The following is a 22,350-nucleotide window of genomic DNA, read 5'->3' as shown; positions in this document are numbered from 1 at the left end:
TTCCCCTGCTTTTTTTACTTTATTTAATTGATTTATAATACTCCGCAAACACGTCAGCGAAAGCCTCTGCAGTTTGGAGATTTTCTTCCAGCGTATTATTTACTCCCCCAAATTCCAGAAGCAGGCTTCCATTAGAGACGGACTGGTTGTACTCGGCATTCCCCTGGTGGGCGCTTTTCATAAGAACTCCCCTCGATATGCCAGGATACTTCTTGTTCAATAGAGCGTTTAACGCTTCGGCGAACTTTTTGTTTTCCTTATGTGCAGGATTAGCGTCTCCAATGACGAACATAATGCGCGCATACGTTTTACCATTAATGACAACCGTTGTTTTGTTGCGCGGAACATCAGCGTCACGGTGAATATCGAAGAAATAGGATAGTGATGAATTAGCCTTCATCGCCTTGTCGACTGCTTTACGCGATTCAACGTAGGCTTTTGTGTAGCTTAATTTCTGTTCATTCAATCTTTCAGTAAAGTCGGTCTGTTCAACAATGGAGGCTATCCCTTTTTTCTGAAGACTCTCAGCAAGCTTCTTGCCTACAAGCGTAATGTTCACTTTGGCATCGTCGACGGAGGTCCCTTTTGAATTACCTAATACATTTCTCCAGGACTCCCTATTATGCGTATGATAGATATACACTTTACTGCCGCTTTGTTTGTTACTCCCCGTGTTCACAACCCAATTAGCAACGTAAGCGGTTCCTCCACTAGGCAGCGATACTTTATACCAATCTCCTTCTAATCCGACGACAGGAAAGGTTTCTCCCGCTCTCGCCTTGGCAACAATCTCATAATCTAAACCAGGGCCTTTGCGCAAATTAGTAGTATCTACGATATTTACTATAGCTTCCTTATCTTGACCACCACTCGGCTTGTTGGTATTTTCCTGGTTTTGTCCATTATTTGAAGTAGGTTGGCTGCCACTACTCTCAACCGTCTCCACTACCCAATTTGCAACATAAGCCGTGTTACCGCTGGAAAGAGTTACTTTGTACCATTCCCCTTTCGATCCAACGATTGGATAAGAAGTGCCAGCCTTCGCTTTGGCAACAATCTCATATTCCAGTCCCGGTCCTTTGCGCAAATTGGTAGTATCCACAATTTTAGCGATTGTTTCTTTCTTTTGAACGGTTTGAGCGTACTGTTGTACTCCCTGACTTAGCTTTTTTCCTGCCGACAAGTTCTGAATTGACGCATAGGCAGAATCGGATCCCCCTGCTAATAAAGAAAGAATGATCGTTCCACCCAATAGTTGATTTCTTAATCTCAAAGCTAACTTTCCTCCATTTCAAATACTTATTCTACGAATTTCGACAGCAATGGAGGAAAATCCTTCTAATCTATTTTCTAGAACGCGAAAATGAGCGTAAATTCCTAGTAGAGTCATTCAAAAGACATGACAGATAAAGACAAATCAATTTATCAAGCACTCATATGTAACTATATTTTTTACTAGCACCTATTTTTTCAACTGTGACACTATTGTTTTTAACTCAATTAAGTCATCAATGACGATATCTGCCTGAGAGAGTTCGTCTTCTTGTGCAAAATCAAAGTTACATCCAATGGCAACTAAACCATTATCTTTGGCTGCATTTATATCCGATAGACGATCTCCTACTACAGCTGCGTTGGTAATACCGTATTTCTCAATAATGCTTTGAACTAAATCTGATTTATTCAGCGATTCAATTTGTTGAATACTAAAGGTTTCAGTAACCCAGGTATCCAAATGATAATAACTAACGATTGCTTTTAAATAATCCGTTAAACCATTGCTAGCTATGTATATTGAAAATCCATTGTCTTTTAGATAACTAAAAACTTCTTTTACATTAGGATATAAAGCACCATTCCCGCTTCTAATGTTTTCAATTAATCGTTCTAGAAAGTATAAGTCCGTTTGTTCCCTTATTTCTTTGGAATGGTTGGGCAAGAGAGTTTCCCAAACCTTCGGTAAAGGTATACCCATAATTTCGCGGTATTTATCAATAGGCGTTGCGCTGTCCCATTCATTTATTGACCTTAACTGATTAAATGCATCTTCAAGTGATATTTCTAAAATTTTATTTGTTTGAAATAATGTTCCGTCCATATCAAAGATAAGTGATAGTGACATTTCTTCCTCTCCCTTTATAAAATACATGATCATTCCCACTTTAACACAAATCATTGAAGTTAACTGCTCAATTATAGTACGAGGCTGCCGTTTCAAACCGGCAGCCTCGTTCATTTTAATCTATAGTAACCCATTCTTTCTTTCCATTAATGAATATTCAATAATCTGATCCAACAGTTGGCTGAATGAAATGCCCGCAGCTTTGGCGCTTTTGGGTAGAAGGCTATTTTTCGTCAAGCCAGGCAATGTGTTTACTTCCATTACATAAGGAATTCCATCTTTAATCATCATGTCGATTCGGGCGTAAACGCTGCATTTTAATGTTTTGTAACAGCCTAGTGCAGAAGCACGAACCCGTTCAAAAATCTCAGGAGGCAGCTGAATCACTTGTTCATCGGCTCCACCGTCATCATACTTGGAAGAATAATCAAAAAATTCGGATTGAGACCGAATAGCGATGATAGGAAGAAGTTTACCGTTTAAAATGGAGCAGGTTATTTCCTCGCCTTCGATATATTGCTCGATCAACACTTCATTATCCCATCGAAAGGTTTCTAATATCTCATCAACTAACGTTTCTTTGTTTTTTATTATTTTGACTCCTAAACTCGATCCGCCTGAATTTGGCTTCACGATAACCGGATAACCCAGTCGTTCGACATCTTCAACACATAATTCATCTGCACTATTCAAATGAATCCAGTCAGGAGTATCGATGCCGTCATGACGAAAAAGCTTTTTGGATATATTTTTATCCATGCTCAAGCTGCTCGATAAAACACCGCACCCCGTATAAGGAACGCCAAGTGTTTCAAGCGCCCCTTGAATCGTTCCATCCTCTCCATACTTCCCATGAAGCGCAAGCAGAGCTACATCAATATTTTTCACTTTTTCAATGAGTTCATCTTTTCGATTGATTTCAATCGGATACAACTCATATTTTTCTCTATCCAAATTAGCAATCATTTCTCGTCCAGTCATAAGGGATACTTCTTTTTCTGATGAAATACCCCCCATTATCACTCCAACTCTCATAGCTGTCTCTCCTTCATCATTTGTTTAGCCGTATCACCTATAATTTGAATCCCTTTTATGATGTCCTCATCTGCTACTCGTGAGAAACCAAGCCGCATCGTATGATGACCTTTATTATCTGTAAAAAAAATGTTGCCCGGAGTAAATATGACTCCTTTGTGGCGACAGTATTCTAATAAGACATTGGTATCAAAGTTATCTTCGAATTCAATAAAAACATGAAGCCCTCCGTCGCCTGAAAGGCGTTTTAACGGAATAAACGCTTTACAGCACCGAATGACTAATTCACATTTTCGTTTATATTCAGATTTGGCTTTCTTCAAATACTTCTCGAAGTTGCCATTATGAAGATATTGATAAAGTAAGGATTGATCTAACGTGGAGGTGTGGATGCTTCGCGCACGCTTTACACTTTCCAGATAATAAATGAGCTCTTTCTCAGCCAAGACCCATCCAACCCGGAGGCCGGGGAAAAGGATTTTCGAAAAACTGCCCAGATAGATGACACTATTTCCATTTCCATTACATGCAAGTAAAGGGGCAATGTGGTCTCCTGAAAACCTTAGCTCCTCGTTGAACCCATCTTCAATAAGCGGGACTTGATATTTATGGAGCAGCTTGATGACTTCCATTCGTTTATGGGGAGACATCACAATACCCGTTGGATTATGATAAGAAGGTACAAGATAGGTTAAATCAAAGGATCCTTCTGACAATGCTCTCTCCAGCTCCACAAGATTAATTCCGTCTTGCTCCATTTTGATACCCTCAAAATCAAATCCATGCATCTTAAACAGTTTAATTGCCGCATGATGGGTAGGATTCTCGCAAAGGACACGACCATTTTTCTTAATTAAAGCCGATAAAATGAGATCTAATCCTTCTGTAAAACCGTTCGTAATCAGAATATCCTTACCCTCTAGATTTACCCCTTTATTCTCCATATATCGAAGTAAATATTCCATTAAAGGCTTGTAGCCTTGTGCATATCCATAGTTTAAGATGATTTCACCCTCTATGGACATCCGATCTAAAAATGCTCGTTTGACATTATCGAGATCAAACAGTTTCCCATCCGGTGCGATACTTGTAAAATTGATTTCTCCTGTGCTCGAACGTATCCCGTGCTTGCTAAGATCCATTTCTTCAGCAATCTTCGTTTGTTTACTAATATTTTGCTTCCAATCAAGCTGCCATGAAGGGTCAGTTGCTGCCTCACCGAATTTTTGAGCAACAAAGCTCCCTTTTCCTTTATCTACATACACAAAACCTTCGTCTTTCAAATCTGCGTATGCACTAACTACCGTATTTCTACTGACATTCAGCATAGAACTGAGTTCGCGCGTGGACGGGAGCTTCTGATTCGCTTGCAATACACCTAAAGTAATTAATCTTTTCATGTATTCTTTTACTTGGGTATAGGCAGGGCTGTCATCCGTCAAATTGAATTCAGTAAACATCCAATCCCCCCTAGAAATATAATGACATACATTAATCAATATAATAAGATCCACGATGTCTGATTTTCAGGCTACCTGTGGATAGGAATAACCCATCAGAAATATCAACAATCGCGCTCAAATGACAGGGATGATACTTCCCCATAACGCAAACGTTCGTTTTAATCTTCTTTAATAAGCTTCCATACCTTTTTTGAATAAACTAACCAAACCTTGTAATCCCTAATTTTTTTTCTAAAATCGTATACGCTGTCCATATCAATGTCATGACCAATAAAGGTTACCGGTATTCTTAATTCAGTTTTACTTTTTTGAATTTTTGACAAGTCAATCAATAATCCATCTCTTGTCCATTCTAAAAGTACCGATGATATGTCCTTTGGAATTTCTTGAACCTGCCTACCGATTAGTTTATGAAGCTTAAAAGTAATCACTTTAGCTAAAAGAACTTCATAATCATATAAATCTGTAACATAAAGCTTGTTAAACCAGCCATCATCATGTGCAAAATAAGCAAACCTCAGCTTTGGTATATGATGCAATGGCTCACCCATTTGGCCAAAAAACAATAATTCAGCGATTTGATTGTTGCTTAAAGCATTTAATTCCTCTTCTTTGGAGAAATCTACCCAACAAAAATCTCCATAGTCATACACGTTTTCTTCAATTAATTCATCCAATCCTTGCTTCAAAACATAATGAAGTCTAGAATGCCGATTCGTCTGTACGTTATGAAAATCATGTTTAAGAAGTATAAAGTTCTCCGGCCTATGATGTACACAGTTCATAAATTCATGAAATTCGATTCCATAGGAGCAAAAATAATTCTTCTCATGCTCCCCGCTCACATATATTAAATCCCTAATTTGCTTACTTTTCTTCATTAAATATACCCCTCAAAAGGAAAGAATGGTTCCTATTTCTATAGTACTACATCCTGCATAGGCGTTACTCAAAACAATGCAAAAACCCCGACCTCTTTTAAGGTCGGGGTTTCACATCACTTACTTTTACTCCTATGCCAATGCTATGAATTTAAAATATAATATCAGTTTATTTACTAGCCAAAAACTCATCCAACTGGCGCTGAATCTCAGCTACGTATTCATCAATCCCTGCTGCTTTTAGCTTCTTAATCGCTTTCGGATATTCCGTTTCAAAATCAACAAAGCCTGAGCGTATAGCCGCTAAGTCCTTGCCTGCTACTTCTTTTAGGGCAGTCTCAATCAATTTTACTTTCTCATTATTAAATCGGAAGCCGAGTGAAGCGGAAGTTACTGCCTCGTCATCCCACGTTTTATAATGATCAATAGATTCTTGTGCTACGTCCGGTCCAAACAATTGATAATTCTGGTTTCTAAACATCCATTCATAGAAAAACTCATTTGCAGTCAGCTTTTTGATTCTTCCATCTACAATCTCGTAATCCTTGCCTTCAACGCCGTAGAGCGCTAATTGATAATTTTCTTTGGATTTATAAATCCAATTCACAAATTTTATCGCACCCTCTGGATTAGGAGCCGTTACCGGAACGCCAAGAACTTCACCTCCTGTTGCAGTAATATAACGAGGTTTCTCAGGTGCCAATAGATAAGTTTTCACTCTAGCATCAGGTGCATTTGCTTTTATTGCATCTATAATTTCCATTTCTTTGCCTAACGAGCCTTCAACCCATAAGTATAGACCTGTCTGCATGCGAGAATCCCGTTCATTGTATTTGATAGTCAGATCCTCTGAATAAAGTCCTGCATCATACATACTGCGGTTAAATTTCGCTACTTTTTGGAAAGCTTCTGATTCATAATAGCTATGTGCTTTTTTGCTGTCTTCGCCAAATACGATTAAATCTTCTACTGCAATAAAGTTATACTGCTCTTCTGTAAAATATCTGGTTAGAGGTTTAAAGACAATATCAGCTGGCCCTTTCATTTCCGGGAACTGTTTCTTCGCTTTGGTTGCAAACTCTTTTAAATCTTCAGCTGTTTTTATTTCGTTCATCCCAACAGCCTCTAGTATATCCTGACGAACAGCAACCAGTTGATACATGGCTGATGACGGAGCATACGCCGATGGAATACCATGAATTTTGCCGTCAATTACCGCACCCTGAAACTGTTCCATCGGCAGCACTTTGAGCATATCCTGGCCATACTGCTTAATTAGATCATCCAACGGCATGCTTTGCTTCTTATTCACAATGGTAGAAAGGTCGGGAAGACCATCCCAATAAAGATCAATCGGTTCATTTGCAGCGAGCATAATATCTTTTTGCTCCCAGTACTGAGCCCATGGCACAAAAATAACTTTCAACTTTAATCCGAGATCGGCTGCCATTTTCTCTGAAAATTCATTTCCAAGAAATTCAGTCATACGATCACTTTCGTCCCCCGGGTACAAGATGGTGAGTGTTTCGAGCTTCCCCTTTCCTCCAACCTCTTCCTTGTTGCTACACGCTGCAAGAATTGAAGTAGAAACTAGCATTAAAACCAAAAAGATAAGCATTTTACTGGATTTCATTGATAACCCTCCCTATTTAATGGTTAATGTATGTTAGGCCTAGATAGGCTACAAACCATGTATCGCTTATTCCTTTACTGCGCCCGCCATAATGCCATGAACGAAATACTTTTGAATAAAAGGAAATAGGAAAATAATAGGACCAATTGTAATTACGGTAATTGCCATCTTTACGGTTTCTGCTGGCAGCGTTATGTTACCGGAAGCCCCAGAGGGAATACGGCCGGAGCTGATCGCATTTACATTCGATAGAATGTTGTAGAGATAGTATTGCAGCGGAAATAGATCCTTATCGTTGATGAAGATGAGTGCATTCCACCAATCATTCCAATAATTCAGCGCATACATTAATCCCACTGTGAGCAGAGCAGTCTTGCTTAAAGGAAGAGCTACTTTCAAATAAATGGTAAAATAATTAGCTCCATCCATCTCCGCTGCTTCGTATAAAGACGGTGAAATGCTAGAAAAATACGTTCGCAGCAAAAACATATTCCATACGCTAAAAATAGAAGGAAGGATTAATGCTAAAATACTATTTTTCAAACCGTAATAATTCACGCTAACCATATACCACGGAATCAAGCCGGCCGAGAAAATAATCGTAAAGTTGCTAATGAATGCGATAATATTGCGATATCTTAGCTTTTTTACGGATATCGAGAATGCAATCATACTTGTAATCAGCAATGCGCTTACCGTACCAATTACAGTTACAAAGATGGTTACGCCATAAGACTTCAATATCTTCATGCCACTATTCACATAGATATATTTATACGTATCCAAACTTGGACTCAGCGGGATAATCGAATAACCATTTTTGACAATGGCCTGCTCAGATGAGAAGGAAACACTTAAGGTCAATACAAGCGGGTATAAACAAACGAGTGCAAATAAGCCAATAAAACAGTACGCCAAGCTCTTTACGAGTTTATCTCCAAGCAATCGATTAGTTTCCATTATTAAAATAGACCCTCTCCATCGTTTATTTTCTTAGCCGATTTGTTAGCTGCAGAGATTAGAATTAATCCCATTAGAGACTGAAATAATCCGATTGCAGTCGAATAAGAAAAGCCCAACGTACGCATAGACTGGTAAACATAAGTATCGATGACGGTAACCTCGTCAATAAGTACCGGGTTATTGCCGACAATGCCGTATATCATACCAAAGTCACCATAAAAGATCCGTCCAACGCTTAGTAAAGTTAAGACAATAATCGTTGGTTTTAACATAGGAATCGTTAAGAAAACAATGCGCTGCAGCTTATTCGCGCCATCTACTTTCGCTGCTTCATACAAGCTCCCATCAAAGTTAGCCATTGCAGCCATGTAAAGAATCGAGCTATACCCGCTCCACTTCCAAACACTCGATAGAATAATGATCCATTTCCAATACTTCGGTTCTGAATACCATCTAATCGGATCTGCCCCAAAAAATTCCAAAATATTGTTGGCAACACCTACATCCGTTGAGAAGATCCCATAAAGAATAGCGCCTACTACAACCCACGATATAAAATAGGGAAAAAACATCATGCTTTGAGCAATCCGCTTAAACGATTTATTGCGTATCTCGTTTAAGAAAACAGCGATACTGACTGGAACAATAATGCCTAAAATGAGGCTGAAAAAGTTAATGTATAAGGTGTTATAGGTAACCTTCCAGCCCATGCTATTTTTAGAGAAAAAGTAAGTGAAGTTATCAAGACCAACAAATTTACTGCCAAATATGCCGTCAACTACATTAAAGTCGGTAAATGCCATCCATATTCCTGCAAAAGGGATGTAGCTGAACATGATTAATACAACAAGCGCAGGCACGCACATGAGATACAATATTCTGTTTTTCTTTATCTCATATAAGAAACCTTTCACAACTGAACTCATTACATCACTACCTTTGCATCGTTATCGAACGGCTATCGCGTAATGTTTCTTGCAGCTCTTCCTTTAAATGATCGATATCAATTACTGTACCTGTAACCCTTGCTCTCTCAGCTGCATAGGCCATAATGTGACTTTCTACTGATCTATCAATGGAAGATCTGCTGTTGCTGTCCTCATTTTCTAAATTGTCCAAGAAATCGATCATCAGTCCTGTATCCCCGCCATTATGTCCGCCATTCATGGCAGCTGGCCGGATCACGGTGTGCTCATATTGTTCAGACATATTGGATGTGAACCGCGTTACTTCAATGATATTTAAGCTGTCATCACCTCTAATTTCTCCATGCTCGCACATAATTTTAAGCGTACGATACATCTTATTGGTAAAACCGCTTAAATTAAAGGTGACCGTTACGCCATTTTTGAACTCAATAATGGATGCTTGATGGTCACAAACATTATTATCAGACCGATAAACACAACGTCCATAAGGGCTTGTTTCCAAAGCCTTCAATAATCCCTCTTCAGTCTGATCCACTGAAATTGTTGTAGCCGGCCATTGTCCTCTGATAGGAAGATAAGCCTTTCTGGCATCGAAGCGGCAATCTGCGGCAACTTTACAGTCTAGGCATCGATCAGCGCTATTAGCTGGTGCATTCTCTTCTTTAAAATAAGTCAGGTCCCCATAGGAAGAAATCCGCTTCGCATCACTGTCCACAAGCCATGCCAATATATCCATATCATGACACGATTTCTGCATAATAATTGGGCTCGCTAGGTCGCTGTTTCTCCAATTCCCCCTTACAAAAGAATGAGCCATATGATAATTTCCGACGTTTTCATTATGCTGAATGGTTATGATCTTTCCCAGCTCATTGCTATCAATAATTTTTTTTATTTCTGCGAAGAAATTTGTATATCGGAGCACATGACAAACGATAACTTTGCGACCTTTTTCATTTGCTTTTTGTTGTATTCTTAAACATTCCTCCGGACTTGGCGAAATTGGTTTTTCCAACAGAATGTCATAACCAAGATCAAGCGCTTCCATCGTTTGCGTATAATGGTCTCTGTCCATCGAAGAAATAATAAGAGCGTCGCAAATTTTTCCCAATCGATAAAATTCATCTACAGATTGAAATTGATTCTCCCGAGGGATGCCGAACTGATCGGCTGCTACCTTTCTTCTATTGTCATTTGGTTCAACTACCGCAACAATTTCTACTGTTTTGCTTGCGTATTCTGAATAAATCATGCCTCTTTGCCCTGCTCCGATTAATGCAAGTTTCAAATCAACTACCCCCAGCGTATGAGTTTTTATCCAAGATGCACTCTATTACTATTCCGGCAATTTAGGATCTTCCAATGGATAATATCCTTCGGGATAATAGGTATCCCATATATTCAAAAGAGGATCTTCACTTGTGATTTCAACGTTCACAGTACCTGCCTCGTAATAACCGTCCTGCACGTTGCTTTGTATATTCAGATTGATGAATGTTCGGTCTTCGAAAAACAAGCCAAAGCTTAATGTATAATTTCCCGGCGGCATATCCGGCAATTGTATAATCTCGTTATGGACAAGATCCCCCGTTAACCATGACTCCGTTGCAGCATGGATGGGAATTTCATACGATACATCCCCTTGCACTAATTTCACCCACAAACGAAATTCACGGTAAATTTTTGAAGTCCCTGTGTTAACAAACCAGAATCGAAGCGGCAAGCTGCCCCCGCAAGAAACGTTCTCTGGATATGTCAATCTTCCTAGAGTAAGGTCATACCCAAGCTCTATTTCCAAATTAGAAAGGCTTGCATGCCATCGATGCGCCTCACGCCTACAATTAGGACCGCATACATTATCGGTAAAATGCAGGACGACCGGATAACTCTTCCATACCTGCTGCAGCTTCTGTTTGGCAAATGCTTCACAGCATGTTATCCAGTTATCTTCACTGCAATTAACGATCAATCCAAACCCACGGCCATGTTCCCTTAAGTATTGAATTAGTCTTGCATTGTGCAGATCAGCAAGAAGCGTCGTGAATTCAAAAGAATCCATATAGGCATTCCATTCTTCCTTACCGTCAGCGAGAGTCGATATTACAACTCCTTCAAGTCGACTATCTGAATCTATATAACTCCCAACTTTTCTTATAAAAGCAGCAAAACATTCATCAACATGACCTTTCACCCATAAAGGTAAGTCCGGTTTGATCCAAAGTATTGGATTTCTTGCTGATTTAAGTGCTGTCTTCAGCTGTTCGAGTTTGTATTCCCCTCTAGTTGGCTCTAGTTCATTCCATGAATAAGAAACATATTGGAAAGCACCATTTCTTGATTGAGCGTCATTACTCGGTAATGGATAAGGCCGGAATTTTACGGTTTTATACTTCTCGTAGTTTTCAAGCGAATATTTACCCATCCCATTACCTCCTCTGTAAATGGCAGTCAACGGTATTAAAGAATTGATCAATATCCACATCTGAAATATAGGGCATATTTCCAATCTGTTCGATTTCTTCCTTCAAAACAATCATGCTTAAAGTGTTAAATCGCGCTCCCGTCTTCATATAAGCTGCAGCAGCTCTTTGCAACGAGGTTTTGTACTTCACATCGTTCTGGACAGGATCTGCCTCCCGATCTCCAAAGGCTTCATAACGCAGCATGCTGTCCCCTTCAAATGTGGGATAATTATAAAACTGCCTTTGAACCAATACGATATTGCTTTTTTCATTGTCCAATATTAGTGATAATCTCGTATCATAAAGCCAGCTTGCGCTCCAGAAGCCTTTTATATTTAACTCCGGAAAATAATTAGCATATAATTCAATTGCGAGTGACATCGAATGTTTCAGCCTTTCGGGTGTATAGCCAGGTCCAGATGGAATATGCAGCGCTAAAAGGGTATCTCCTCGCTGAAGAGCCGGTTCCCATTCCTTCTTTGCTATAGAAGTTGGTTCTCTTTCAACGTAGCCCATTGGATTAATCCGATTAGCGATAATGTGATCATCATTCTCCTCCCATTTCGAAGTGAAATGTCCCCCAGGATCAAATACACCATTGATTCCATTCCTTTGCCCATCGCTGCGAAACTCTTCTCCCGCATGTCGAAGTGCAATAACCTCTTCCGTTTGAACATGACGATACATCGTAAAAGGATCTTCAAATTGATAAGGTATAAAGAGAAATCGATCTAATCGAAATATTGAACATGTATAAAAATTCATATCCCACGGAAAGTCACGGACTTTAGAATCACCGTATGCAACTAATTTATCCAACTGAGCTTTAAGTGGCTGATGAGGGATATTCTCGTAATATGGTTTAGGAATCCCGCGTTTTTCCACCATTTCCATAGAAGGGACTACACAAGCAAGCAGCAAAAGAAAGGAATACAAATCACCATATTGCTTCATACATCCCGGAGTCATATTCGTATAAAAATCTTCATCACAGCGATTGCGCAACGAGCACATGTCATCTACTAAAAAGGCTGTGAATAGAAATAATATTTCATCCTTTTCTATCGCTTCAATTCCGCCAACCAGCCACTGTTTGGTATGCTCGGGAAGTTGATATTGCTCAAAAATATCATTTAAAAACTTACGTGGAATGAGTATAGTCTTGTTACTCGGTTCGTAGCTTTTATATTTGTCTTCTAAACCTTCGGGTAGATAATCAAAATTGCAGTACGCAGCAGCCGTTTTAAAATCCAACCGTATCGACATTCGTTACTGATCCCCTTTTATTAAAAGTTTTCCCATCTCGTAATAACCGTCCTTATTTCCGTCAATCGCCAGCTTAACATTTCCAATCTCATGTACACCTGTTTCTATGCCAATTTCTAAATGATACTCTCCTGCTGGCACATCGCTCGGAATCGAGAAACTCTCTTCCCAAGCAATATCTTCATCCGGCAGCCATTCTCTTATATCTTCTCTGCTATAAAGTGTATAAGTCTGTTTATTGCTTGTTAGCTTCAAAACAAGCGGATAGCGATTATAAATTGGTGCAACTCCGACATTAGCCCACAAAGCAGCAATATCTAGATTCCCGCCTGCCTCAACTTCAGCATCATAAGTGAACTTTCTTAATTCAAAGCGGTAGCCCATCTTGTTTAGCCACTGCTTCACATGATCTTTCCAAGGCTCCGGTACGATTGTCCCTTTGTTGTTGAAGGAAGAAATATGCCATTTGAGCGTTTCTTGAATAATGTAATCAATATCCCAGCCCTGAATATACCAGTCATTCATATGCCAGCATGCTTCAAATAAAATTGGAGCTTTCTCCCAAGCATTTTCCATTTTAAAGTTCTGTATATTCTGAGGGTAGAAATCGGTCATATGAGACCATCGTTTGCCATGAAAACCGCCCATGTCACCGAGACAATCGACACGAAAGCCTACTTTGGCTTTGCGATCCGTTATAATCTTCATTGAAAGCGGATCATGTAAAAGCGCTTGCAAAGGTGTTATTTTAAAACCATCCAAATAAGCATCTGTAATACATTGAATGGCCTCTGGCTCTAAAAACTCTGTGCCCCCGCCTTCCCCCCATGCTCCTACAATTGTCAAATCAATAGAGCTTATTACGGGATGCCCGTCATACTTCTTTGCAAAAGCTTTTATAAAATCAGACCAATACTCCACATACCTCGTTGTCTCAGGATCTACTCTCCAAAAAGGAAAATCGGGCTCCTCCGGACTTTCCGCTCGAAACCATTCCGGTATATCATCTTCTTCACTTAGTGCATATGGCGAACAACGTACCACCGCAGTACATCCCATGGATTTGGCATACTCCAGCTTTTCCTCAAGCACTTCCCACCTGAAAACACCTTTTGCAATTTCTATATCCCTCCAGCGAGCACTGCAGAAATAGACTTTGCTATCCGGATGATTGTATGTCCTGCTGTCTTGCGTAAATTTATATTTCTCTTTCTTTTCCCCTCTATTGTCAAACACATCACCGATGTCATCCATTAAACCAGGTGCTGAAGTAAAACCAATGCCAGGATTGCTTAGTAAGCTATCCACGATTACCGGGTACACGGTCATCGCTTTATTCATGTCTCATCATCTCCTAACGAGGTATTCTCATTAAATAAACAACATTTGCTATTTTGTTACGTTGTGTGTTACGTTATATATGCGTGATTGTTTAGTAATCTTATGGTGCAATTATAACATTTCTAACCAATCCTGCAAGAGGAAATTACATCGTTCTCAAATAAAATTTAATGTGAGACTACGCATCATTCGTATGTTACTATATAGATTAGTAGGCATACATACAGATAAATAGGTATGGACGTAATTTTCACGTAACAAAACATAAAAGCGCTAATGACGAATCACAACGTAATATAACGATCATTAGCATTTTCAAAAGGAGACTATGCATAGCTATGAGTACGATTAGGGATGTTGCTAAATTAGCGAATGTGTCCACGGCTACCGTATCTAGAGTTTTAAATCATGATACGAAGTATAAAATCACAGATGAAACACGAGAAAGAGTCTGGCAGGCCGTTACACAGCTTAACTATAAAATTACTGATAGCCCCAAGCATCAAGCAGCAACGAAGGATCATTCGGCAAACAAAGCTCAAATCAAAATAGGGTGCGTATTAAGTGTGACAAAAAACAAGTATAACGATCCGTATTTCATGTCTATATTATCCGGTGTAGAAAAGAGATTGCTTCAATCAGGTTATAATATTGCCTTTATTCGGACGGGTCCTGAATTAGATGATAAGAAGATTTTGTTTAACACGTTTAGTGAATCGATTACAGGGCTTATCCTAATGGAATCCTTAAATAGCGAAACATATGAATATGTTCGCAAGCAGGTACCTCATATTGTTGGCATCGATACAGAACGCTGGGATATTGATAATGTAGGTTATGACCATTACAATGTTGCTTCTCTAGCCGTGAGCCATCTTATTGAAAAAGGACATACGAATATTGGCTATATAGGTGGAAGCGGCTTAAAAAGCAACTTAAAGGAAAGCCGGCGCTATCAAGGGTACTATTCCACCATGCATGCTGCTGGAATGAATGTAAATCCCGAATGGCTTATTGATTGCATGTGGGATGAGGTTGTCTGTATCGATAAAGTCAATCATTTATGCCAAACAAACAACTTGCCTACCGCCTTCTTTGCAGCCAGTGATTTGATGGCTATGGCAACCCTTAACAGCTTATATAACAACGGGATCTCTGTGCCTGATGAAGTAGCTGTTATCGGCCTATCCAACATTGAAGTATCCAAATACTCCAATCCGCCTCTATCTACCATTGATGTGCCAACCGAGGAAATTGGGATGGTCGCTGTTGACTTATTATTAGAACGAATGAATGGGAATAGCTTGCTGCCGAAGAAGGTTATTTTACCTACACATTTGGTCGTTCGCAGTTCGACTTAAGCAATTCACATTAGAAAGACCAAAAGCAGCCCCTCCTCTAACGAGGAAGAGCTGCTTTTTGGCGTTTTTACAATTGCTGCATCAATACTAAAAAAGTCTAATACGATGTTTACCAATAAGGCTGTATTAATTGCTTATTAATTGGACGGAATGATCCGAATATCCTTATCCAAATTGGCTAGCATCATGTAATTGTGATTGAAAGTAAAGATACGTTTCACCTGATAATAGGACATAGTCACAGCGGTTAATGCTTCGCTGAGAGAGAATCGGAGCTCAGGCCTGTTGATAAGCAATCTACGCGATTCCCCCTCAAACTCAGGGCCGCTGGAGATGACCGCCAGCTTGCCTTTACTGACTGCCTTATCAATCGCATTTAGAAAATATTCTGCCTGCTGATAGCTGTATTCATTGCGAAGCCATTCGTGAAGATCAAATAAAATAGAGTTGGTCGTTACATAATTACGTTCAAGATCATGCAAATCCAAAAACAGGGAACGAGCTTTCACATAATGAGGATCCTCTGGGTTCATCAATGCAGCAAAAGCTGTTTCATCCAAAAATATTGTATCTTGAACATTCAAGTGGTTATCCATCTGTCAGCACTCCTTAATCCTCTAATTTGCAAATACCATCCAAATACAAAAGCGGGTTATCTTCCTTCTGGCCTAACGTGATCGGGGCTATTTCGTATGGAGCGCTTGCCAAGTATTGGACTATGATGCCATCGATAATCGCTTGCACGGTCGTATGCTGCTTATCGGCGATTGCTTTCAGCTCAACATAATGTTGTGGATTGAGTTCTATAATAGCTTTTTCTTCTTCTTCATTCCTTGAAGAAATAAGCTCGGAAGCGGTAGACTTCGCTTTTTCGAATTGATTTTGAATGAAGCGTTTGTAATTATTCACCATCGTTATTCACTCCTTATGTATTGCTTTTATAAGGTTTCGTCGCGTTTTATTGATTTCAGGGGGGCATGTAAATGAGAAAATCTTAACAAGATTATCCTATTCATGCTGTGCTAGAATAAACGCTCAATGCCATCCAATCATTACCTATCATTCGCATCAGGAGGGATTTATTCATCATGAACAGATTTTTGACTCTATTTGTCCTACTCGTACTAGTTACCGCAACCGTATCCAATCACAAAGTTGAGGCTTCACCCGTGTTGAAACTTGGCAGCAAGGGACAGGACATTACAGATCTGCAGTTTCGGCTTCAAACAATGGGTTTTTACAATTTGCCCATCGATAACAGTTTTGGAAAGGCTACCCGCACTGCGGTTCAAGTCTTTCAAAAAAAGAACGGTCTCCAGGGTGACGGCGTTGTAGGTCCAAAAACTTGGGCGAAGCTCAAAAAATTGTCGGTCAACAAAAAGGAACTTTCCATGCTCGCACGTGTCATCTATGCCGAGGCTAGAGGAGAAGAGTATAAAGGTCAAGTGGCGGTTGGGGCGGTTGTCATGAATCGACTTCAGTCTTCAAAATTCCCGAACACAGTAAAAGAAGTCATTATGGAGCCCAATGCGTTCTCTGCCGTAAAAGACGGACAGTACTGGCTTATTCCAAACCAAACGGCATTCAAAGCCGCTAAAGCTGCTGTAAAAGGGAATGATCCTACTGGCAATGCGTTGTTTTTCTTTAATCCGATAATTACCAATTCGGCTTGGTTCAAGACGCGTACAGCCACTAAGAAAATAGGCAGTCATCAGTTTACACTTTAGGTTTTGCCGATAATGAAGAACGCCTATCGAGAACAGGAGAATATAGGAATGCGCATGGATACGAAGGAACGGCATCAGGCTAGGGTTGAATTGGTCATTGATATTATTAAAGGAATATTTGAAAAAGAGACGATTTCGGAAGCACTCAAAGAGAAGTTAAATCAAATGAGTTATGATGATTTAGGGGATTTTGTTTTAGATATCGCCAAAAACAGATCTCTCGATAAAATTGAATAGTGTGAGGTAGGGCTATATCAACAAAAAGAGCAAACGCTGCTGCAGCGTTTGCTCTTTTTTATCTTTACAGTGCAAAAAAAATGATAGCTGTAGTTCTCCCCTTATTTAGACAGCGAATTGTCACCATACCATTTCCTAAGCAAATTAATATGAGCTTGATGATAGCGGCTATGGTCAGCCATATGCCATAAGCCCCAACGTATCGTTGCATGCTTTTCATTTTCATGTCCAAATGTAACAACTTTATCTAGATCAGCATCTGTTAATTGTGCACATGAATCATTTAACATTTTTAATACATCATCATATTTGGACATTAACGTGTTCAAAGATATCCCTTTAACCATTGGAAGTCTATTGTTTTCATCTATCATAGGGCCATATAATTCCTTTAATGACTGTGGAAGTGTTTGACCCTTTAATCTATAAACCCAATTCAGATCAACATACATGATGTGTTTGATTAACTGAGCAGTACTATTAAAATTGTGATCAGGTCCCTTGTAATCTACTTCTTCTTGTGACTTGCCACGAGTAATTAGTTGCAGCCGTTGGTTATTCTCTTTTACAGCGGAAAATAACATGCCCACAATAGTTGACTTATTGGCATCAGCTTTTAAATCGTATAGCATTCTAGTCCAACCTCCCTAGCTTAATATGAACTGCGAACGGTTTGATGTGAAAATTAACATTGCCGATAAGCATAGAGTATAATAAAACTACTAAACAACTATGAAAACTAATAAGGCTCATCATCATGATCATCCGGCATTATACCTGATATTTCGGATAACGTACACGTTAGTCATAGCGAGAGGAGTTTGTATGCCACAAATTAAGAGAGTTCTCAGAAGCAAATGGCTATTATGGACGACCGGTATTGTTTTAATTATGATGATTGCGTTCTCTACGGTGTCCTTTCTGCTGGTAAACTCCGTTTCTGCTGCTTTTAAGACGGGCAGCGTGGAAGAGAAATATGCGTCATCTGGTGAATTTGAAGTAGAAACACAGGAGGTCTTAGATGAGCAAGGAGAAAAGCTATATAAAGTCTACTCCCCGATTTCAGAAGGATCAATTCATCCGCTCATTGCTTGGGGCAACGGAACAGGAGCGCTGCCTGAGCAATACGATGAACTTTTTCATCACTTAGCTAGCTGGGGATTTGTAGTTATTGATACTTTTAGCACAACAACTGGAACGGGAAAAGAAATTGTTGCGTCCATTGATTATATGTTAGCACAAAACGATATGCCCGGCAGCCCGTTCTATCAACGAATTCAAAAAGATCAAATAGGCGCTGCAGGTCATTCTCAAGGCTCCACAGGTGTAATAAACGCCCACACCAACTTTGAACATGGCGATCTCATCAAGACGGTTGTCTCAATTGCGCTCCCGAAGCTGAAATATTGTGATCCAGAGGATGTTTATGACACATCCGCGATAAAGGTACCTTTTTTTGTGATGAGTGGAACGCGTGATTTTATTATCTCTCCTTCATCCTCCAACAAGGTGGAGATTAGTAAGGCAAATCCACATATTCAGGCAATGATGGCGATGGCTAAAGGAGCGGCACATACGGCGATTGAACAAGATGGCGGTCAACATAGAGGATATCTGACCGCATGGATGAGATATCAGTTAATGAATGATTCACAAGCTATGACCGCCTTTATGGGCAAAGACGCTGAAATTTTAAAGAACCAACGCTGGAAAGATGTTTATTCAGCAAATATGCAGCAATAATAGCTGTTCATAGCGTATGTGCGTTCAAACACCGTTCAAATAAAAAGGCTGCCTCAAATCGTAGTTAAACCTACTTGACTTGAGAGCAGCCCTTTTCTATTTACATCGGGACGTTTACTTAAGAAATATTTATGAACGGACCGCTTGAATATATACAGATTCTCCGCTAAATGAGGTAAGTCTGCCCGATTCATCAGTTTGGATAAAGAAAAAATCCTTCATCTCCTTTGGGGTTTGCAGCATTTTTGTTTCAAGTAAAGCCTGCTCCGCTTCGGGAAGATCTGACCGTTCACACCAATCTTGGAATTTAAACGGTTTGGGGAAACGAACCATGATGTCAAGGCGAAACCCGCTATTCTCCAGCAGGTTAATCCATTCAGACTTTTTCCAGGCACGAACATGGCTAGGGTCCCTTTGCTTTTCAACCTGATTGTAAAATTCATCAAACGCTTCATTCTCAGGAGCAACATTGTCAATTAGAAGCAGCTTGCCGCCCGGCTTAATGACGCGAAATGCTTCTGAAGCGAAAACAGGCACATTCGGAAAATGATGCGCTGCAATTCGGCAAGCTACCAAGTCAAAGGATGCATCGGCAAATGGGAGCAGCTCGGCATCCCCCTGTACGAAGTCGACGTTAGAATGTCCATTTCCATGAATAAATTCCGCAGCCTTCTCTAACATCTGTTCTGTCAGATCATAAGCAATCACATGACGGACGAGCGGTGCAAGCGCATTGGCCACATGCCCGCCTCCTGTTGCAACGTCAAGTACCTCCATCTCTTTGTTGGCTTGGGATGATGAAACAAGAAAAGCCAAATCTTCGCCTTTGGCATGGCGGCTGCTTGTTACATATTTTGCAGCATTTTTTCCAAATTGCTTCTGTACTTGATCTTTTATTGATTCTCCCATTGCTGTTTCTCCTTTTATAAAATGAGTATTTTGTTTCATTGTATGAAACACCATTTCATAATGTGAAACTAATTTCAATTTATCATAAGTTCCTGAGGTTGTAAATGCTGCTTTTTCCGTCCAAAAAGCAGCTCAGATTTCAGCCACGTGCTAGTAAAAAAACAAATGCCAACCAAGAACATCTGGTTGGCATTTGTTTCCTTTATAATCTCTCGTATTTGACTTTTACAATCTACATACTAGAGTGCCTATACGAGTTAAGTCCGCTTCTTATTTCTGTTTCTAACGAGAAAGATAACCAAAATGGCTAACAGACAAATAATAATCACATTTCTCACTAAACCTGAGTAATCAGTATTCTCTCCTTTGAATTTTCCATCTCGGTTTGCTTTTATAAACTTCCCATCTTTATGTTGAACTGCGATCGCTTCATCTGTACTAATACCTTTAATTGAATAATATTTAGTGCCCTTCTTATATGAGTTAGAGTAATTGCCAGTATAGGTTTCCATATCTGAATATACAGTGACATGCCCAATCTTTTTATGTATATCTGTTACGTACTCATCACTTATTACATAAACATAACCATGCCAAACAACAAATTCATTTGCCCATGAAGTTGCTGATAAATTACCTGAAAATAATAAAGAAGTGATCAAAATAAAGAAAATTAAATGCTTTCTCTTCATACAATACCTCCCTTTTTATAAATCAATGGTTTCGAAATGATTACTTTAATTTCACGGCTGTCCTCCAAAAAGGGCAGCAATTAAGTATCCAATAAACATAAAAATAAAAACACTGATGGTCATTAGTGCATTGGAGATCATTCCCCATTTACTTCTTCCAAGCAGCCCAAATAAAAATCCTATAGGATTTATTAGAAAGGTAAGCAACCACAATTTGTACATATGATCAAATAAAATATCAGTCCACCAAGCTAACAATCCTAAGAGAAAACAGATAACTGATAAAACAATCCAATTTTTCTTCTTGATCTTTGCTCCCCTCCAATACTCCCACTACGTATGAATTTACAACAAAGTTGTTTTCTACCATATTATACCTTAACTTAGACAATTACTTCCTCCTATTTCTATATTCCCGTTGAAACATGAAAAAAAGCGTAAGCACATTTGTGCCTACGCTCTTGCTCACTGGTTTTCCAATTAGTAAATATATTTCACTTCAGTTTGGATAGCCCTGAATATCCCGAGTGCGAATAAGCTAATTTTCATGTTAGGTTTTATACTACCGCCAAAAAGTCGAACAGTCTGCCTTATCCAAAATATTAAACTCGATTATTTTCTCAAGTAATAAGAAATCGACCGGACTAGCCCACGGGATACGTATTAACTCCTTGGTGTTGTCATAACCTGATTGCACAATCTCCTCAGAAAAACGATTAATGCCTGCTTTTTCAGGGGCAACAGCCATATGTTGTTTGGCTACGCTAAAGCCAATAATAAATGTGTCGTGATCGGTAAACATAGGCTGCTTCCAGGCGATTTTCGGCTTTAAATTCGGAAATTTCTTAGTTACCCAAGTTAAAACTTCTTCCGCTCGGCTCCGATGTTCTAGGTTAACGATAGTTGCTAAATACTCTTCAAAAACTTCCATGTTGTGCCCTCCTAAAAATAATAAGTTATCTTTCAGAGAAGTCTTTCATCTCTTACATTCTGGTCCTTGATAAGGTCGATTTTTTTCCCCTTACTTAGATAAATGGCCAGTTGCTTTTAGATTCCATAATGATTAATTAATTGATATTAAATATTCGCGAAGAAGTTAAACTATCCTGCATTTTCGTTTTATGCAGTCGTCAGAACTCCATTACCGGACTTTGTCCATCTGTAGGGTTTCAAGCAATCGGACAATATCATTATCCTATCATGTACTCTCTATAAATGCTTAAAGAGGATGCATTTTTGCATCCTCCCTGTTGACCATCAATATTTTAAACCTTATTTCTCAAGAAAACCTGTAGAAGGGTTCGTTATGAAGAAACCTTCTTCCGGCACATAAAAATATTGAATCCAAACCCCGTCTAATAGCGGTTCACGTTTATCTAATACAATTTCAATGTCTTTGTCTGTTTTTACAATTTCATCATGTTCAGTAGGTGTATCCAGCTTTATATCATAATGACCATGATCTCCATGATTCTGAGTTATAAAAACACGAATCATCTTCCCTTCCGATTCATTACTGCTCAACATCTTTTTTAAAACGGTTGCTGCATTTCGATTAATTTTGCATTTCATGCTTTATGTCCTCT

General features: G+C 39.3%; 23 protein-coding genes. 4 read left to right on the top strand and 19 right to left on the bottom strand.

What is annotated here, in order from left to right; all coding sequences use genetic code 11:
- Positions 1–19 precede the first annotated feature (19 nt).
- The 12 genes from spoIIP to BK120_RS00890 form a co-directional block, all read right to left on the bottom strand.
- A complete protein-coding gene (gene spoIIP / locus BK120_RS00945) occupies positions 20–1,273 on the bottom strand; it encodes a stage II sporulation protein P (protein WP_076265601.1) in 1,254 nt (417 codons plus the stop codon).
- Between the two features lie 189 nt (positions 1,274–1,462).
- Positions 1,463–2,155 (bottom strand): HAD family hydrolase, encoded by a 693-nt coding sequence (locus tag BK120_RS00940; protein WP_083681567.1) that lies wholly within the window; start codon positions 2,153–2,155, stop codon positions 1,463–1,465.
- Positions 2,156–2,242: 87 nt separating this feature from the next.
- Positions 2,243–3,157, bottom strand: coding sequence for a D-alanine--D-alanine ligase (locus tag BK120_RS00935; protein ID WP_076265600.1), 915 nt, complete (start codon positions 3,155–3,157; stop codon positions 2,243–2,245).
- Positions 3,154–4,617, bottom strand: a complete 1,464-nt coding sequence (gene pdxR / locus BK120_RS00930) for a MocR-like pyridoxine biosynthesis transcription factor PdxR (RefSeq protein ID WP_076265599.1) — start codon at positions 4,615–4,617, stop codon at positions 3,154–3,156. The genes BK120_RS00935 and pdxR overlap by 4 nt, the downstream gene beginning before the upstream one ends.
- Positions 4,618–4,778: 161 nt before the next feature.
- Positions 4,779–5,501 carry a hypothetical protein gene (locus BK120_RS00925; RefSeq protein ID WP_076265598.1) on the bottom strand — a complete coding sequence of 241 codons (723 nt, stop codon included), beginning with the start codon at positions 5,499–5,501 and terminating at the stop codon, positions 4,779–4,781.
- A gap of 169 nt (positions 5,502–5,670) precedes the next feature.
- Positions 5,671–7,134 (bottom strand): ABC transporter substrate-binding protein, encoded by a 1,464-nt coding sequence (locus BK120_RS00920; RefSeq protein WP_076265597.1) that lies wholly within the window; start codon positions 7,132–7,134, stop codon positions 5,671–5,673.
- 66 nt (positions 7,135–7,200) lie between these two features.
- Positions 7,201–8,094 carry a carbohydrate ABC transporter permease gene (locus BK120_RS00915; protein ID WP_076265596.1) on the bottom strand — a complete coding sequence of 298 codons (894 nt, stop codon included), beginning with the start codon at positions 8,092–8,094 and terminating at the stop codon, positions 7,201–7,203.
- Positions 8,095–8,096: 2 nt separating this feature from the next.
- Complete coding sequence (locus BK120_RS00910) at positions 8,097–9,023, bottom strand: ABC transporter permease (RefSeq protein WP_076265595.1); 927 nt, start codon at positions 9,021–9,023, stop codon at positions 8,097–8,099.
- Positions 9,024–9,030: 7 nt separating this feature from the next.
- Positions 9,031–10,314 carry a Gfo/Idh/MocA family protein gene (locus BK120_RS00905; RefSeq protein ID WP_076265594.1) on the bottom strand — a complete coding sequence of 428 codons (1,284 nt, stop codon included), beginning with the start codon at positions 10,312–10,314 and terminating at the stop codon, positions 9,031–9,033.
- Between the two features lie 48 nt (positions 10,315–10,362).
- On the bottom strand, positions 10,363–11,448 hold the full coding sequence (locus BK120_RS00900; protein ID WP_076265593.1) for a DUF4832 domain-containing protein: 1,086 nt from the start codon (positions 11,446–11,448) through the stop codon (positions 10,363–10,365).
- Positions 11,449–11,452: 4 nt separating this feature from the next.
- Positions 11,453–12,754, bottom strand: coding sequence for a hypothetical protein (locus BK120_RS00895; protein WP_076265592.1), 1,302 nt, complete (start codon positions 12,752–12,754; stop codon positions 11,453–11,455).
- Between the two features lie 3 nt (positions 12,755–12,757).
- Positions 12,758–14,095, bottom strand: coding sequence for a DUF4832 domain-containing protein (locus BK120_RS00890; protein WP_076265591.1), 1,338 nt, complete (start codon positions 14,093–14,095; stop codon positions 12,758–12,760).
- 338 nt (positions 14,096–14,433) lie between these two features.
- Between BK120_RS00890 and BK120_RS00885 the strand changes: the two genes are divergently transcribed.
- Complete coding sequence (locus BK120_RS00885; RefSeq protein ID WP_076265590.1) at positions 14,434–15,456, top strand: LacI family DNA-binding transcriptional regulator; 1,023 nt, start codon at positions 14,434–14,436, stop codon at positions 15,454–15,456.
- Between the two features lie 137 nt (positions 15,457–15,593).
- Here the strand turns inward: BK120_RS00885 and BK120_RS00880 are convergent, their stop codons facing one another.
- Both BK120_RS00880 and BK120_RS00875 read right to left on the bottom strand, forming a co-directional pair.
- Positions 15,594–16,052: a hypothetical protein gene (locus tag BK120_RS00880; RefSeq protein WP_076265589.1), complete on the bottom strand. Its 459-nt coding sequence runs from the start codon at positions 16,050–16,052 to the stop codon at positions 15,594–15,596.
- A 13-nt stretch (positions 16,053–16,065) separates the two neighbouring features.
- On the bottom strand, positions 16,066–16,368 hold the full coding sequence (locus BK120_RS00875; RefSeq protein ID WP_083681459.1) for a hypothetical protein: 303 nt from the start codon (positions 16,366–16,368) through the stop codon (positions 16,066–16,068).
- Positions 16,369–16,544: 176 nt separating this feature from the next.
- Between BK120_RS00875 and BK120_RS00870 the strand changes: the two genes are divergently transcribed.
- Complete coding sequence (locus BK120_RS00870; protein ID WP_076265588.1) at positions 16,545–17,183, top strand: cell wall hydrolase; 639 nt, start codon at positions 16,545–16,547, stop codon at positions 17,181–17,183.
- A 48-nt stretch (positions 17,184–17,231) separates the two neighbouring features.
- The gene (locus BK120_RS00865; RefSeq protein ID WP_076265587.1) at positions 17,232–17,420 is read left to right on the top strand and encodes a hypothetical protein; all 189 of its coding nucleotides are present in this window, start codon (positions 17,232–17,234) and stop codon (positions 17,418–17,420) included.
- Positions 17,421–17,521: 101 nt separating this feature from the next.
- On the opposite strand, the gene BK120_RS00860 is transcribed toward BK120_RS00865, so the two are convergent.
- Positions 17,522–18,052, bottom strand: coding sequence for a DinB family protein (locus tag BK120_RS00860; RefSeq protein ID WP_076265586.1), 531 nt, complete (start codon positions 18,050–18,052; stop codon positions 17,522–17,524).
- Between the two features lie 193 nt (positions 18,053–18,245).
- Between BK120_RS00860 and BK120_RS00855 the strand changes: the two genes are divergently transcribed.
- The gene (locus BK120_RS00855; RefSeq protein ID WP_076265585.1) at positions 18,246–19,163 is read left to right on the top strand and encodes a poly(ethylene terephthalate) hydrolase family protein; all 918 of its coding nucleotides are present in this window, start codon (positions 18,246–18,248) and stop codon (positions 19,161–19,163) included.
- A 129-nt stretch (positions 19,164–19,292) separates the two neighbouring features.
- Here the strand turns inward: BK120_RS00855 and BK120_RS00850 are convergent, their stop codons facing one another.
- From BK120_RS00850 to BK120_RS00830, 4 genes are all read right to left on the bottom strand, one after another.
- Positions 19,293–20,072: a class I SAM-dependent methyltransferase gene (locus tag BK120_RS00850; protein ID WP_076265584.1), complete on the bottom strand. Its 780-nt coding sequence runs from the start codon at positions 20,070–20,072 to the stop codon at positions 19,293–19,295.
- Positions 20,073–20,329: 257 nt separating this feature from the next.
- Complete coding sequence (locus BK120_RS35810) at positions 20,330–20,764, bottom strand: hypothetical protein (protein WP_076265583.1); 435 nt, start codon at positions 20,762–20,764, stop codon at positions 20,330–20,332.
- Between the two features lie 562 nt (positions 20,765–21,326).
- Complete coding sequence (locus tag BK120_RS00835) at positions 21,327–21,695, bottom strand: iron chaperone (protein ID WP_076265581.1); 369 nt, start codon at positions 21,693–21,695, stop codon at positions 21,327–21,329.
- Positions 21,696–22,036: 341 nt separating this feature from the next.
- Complete coding sequence (locus BK120_RS00830; RefSeq protein ID WP_076265580.1) at positions 22,037–22,336, bottom strand: heme biosynthesis protein HemY; 300 nt, start codon at positions 22,334–22,336, stop codon at positions 22,037–22,039.
- Positions 22,337–22,350: the final 14 nt, after the last annotated feature.

The organism is Paenibacillus sp. FSL A5-0031 (assembly GCF_001956295.1).
Taxonomy (GTDB): Bacteria; Bacillota; Bacilli; order Paenibacillales; family Paenibacillaceae; genus Pristimantibacillus.
This window is presented reverse-complemented; position numbering and strand designations above follow the sequence as displayed.

Coding starts and splice junctions, on each gene's coding strand:
- BK120_RS00940 (WP_083681567.1), bottom strand. CDS start 2,155: ATGATCATGTATTTTATAAAGGGAGAGGAAGAAATGTCACTATCACTT.
- BK120_RS00935 (WP_076265600.1), bottom strand. CDS start 3,157: ATGAGAGTTGGAGTGATAATGGGGGGTATTTCATCAGAAAAAGAAGTA.
- pdxR (WP_076265599.1), bottom strand. CDS start 4,617: ATGTTTACTGAATTCAATTTGACGGATGACAGCCCTGCCTATACCCAA.
- BK120_RS00925 (WP_076265598.1), bottom strand. CDS start 5,501: ATGAAGAAAAGTAAGCAAATTAGGGATTTAATATATGTGAGCGGGGAG.
- BK120_RS00920 (WP_076265597.1), bottom strand. CDS start 7,134: ATGAAATCCAGTAAAATGCTTATCTTTTTGGTTTTAATGCTAGTTTCT.
- BK120_RS00915 (WP_076265596.1), bottom strand. CDS start 8,094: ATGGAAACTAATCGATTGCTTGGAGATAAACTCGTAAAGAGCTTGGCG.
- BK120_RS00910 (WP_076265595.1), bottom strand. CDS start 9,023: ATGAGTTCAGTTGTGAAAGGTTTCTTATATGAGATAAAGAAAAACAGA.
- BK120_RS00900 (WP_076265593.1), bottom strand. CDS start 11,448: ATGGGTAAATATTCGCTTGAAAACTACGAGAAGTATAAAACCGTAAAA.
- BK120_RS00895 (WP_076265592.1), bottom strand. CDS start 12,754: ATGTCGATACGGTTGGATTTTAAAACGGCTGCTGCGTACTGCAATTTT.
- BK120_RS00890 (WP_076265591.1), bottom strand. CDS start 14,095: ATGAATAAAGCGATGACCGTGTACCCGGTAATCGTGGATAGCTTACTA.
- BK120_RS00885 (WP_076265590.1), top strand. CDS start 14,434: ATGAGTACGATTAGGGATGTTGCTAAATTAGCGAATGTGTCCACGGCT.
- BK120_RS00880 (WP_076265589.1), bottom strand. CDS start 16,052: ATGGATAACCACTTGAATGTTCAAGATACAATATTTTTGGATGAAACA.
- BK120_RS00875 (WP_083681459.1), bottom strand. CDS start 16,368: ATGGTGAATAATTACAAACGCTTCATTCAAAATCAATTCGAAAAAGCG.
- BK120_RS00870 (WP_076265588.1), top strand. CDS start 16,545: ATGAACAGATTTTTGACTCTATTTGTCCTACTCGTACTAGTTACCGCA.
- BK120_RS00865 (WP_076265587.1), top strand. CDS start 17,232: ATGCGCATGGATACGAAGGAACGGCATCAGGCTAGGGTTGAATTGGTC.
- BK120_RS00860 (WP_076265586.1), bottom strand. CDS start 18,052: ATGCTATACGATTTAAAAGCTGATGCCAATAAGTCAACTATTGTGGGC.
- BK120_RS00855 (WP_076265585.1), top strand. CDS start 18,246: ATGCCACAAATTAAGAGAGTTCTCAGAAGCAAATGGCTATTATGGACG.
- BK120_RS00850 (WP_076265584.1), bottom strand. CDS start 20,072: ATGGGAGAATCAATAAAAGATCAAGTACAGAAGCAATTTGGAAAAAAT.
- BK120_RS35810 (WP_076265583.1), bottom strand. CDS start 20,764: ATGAAGAGAAAGCATTTAATTTTCTTTATTTTGATCACTTCTTTATTA.
- BK120_RS00835 (WP_076265581.1), bottom strand. CDS start 21,695: ATGGAAGTTTTTGAAGAGTATTTAGCAACTATCGTTAACCTAGAACAT.
- BK120_RS00830 (WP_076265580.1), bottom strand. CDS start 22,336: ATGAAATGCAAAATTAATCGAAATGCAGCAACCGTTTTAAAAAAGATG.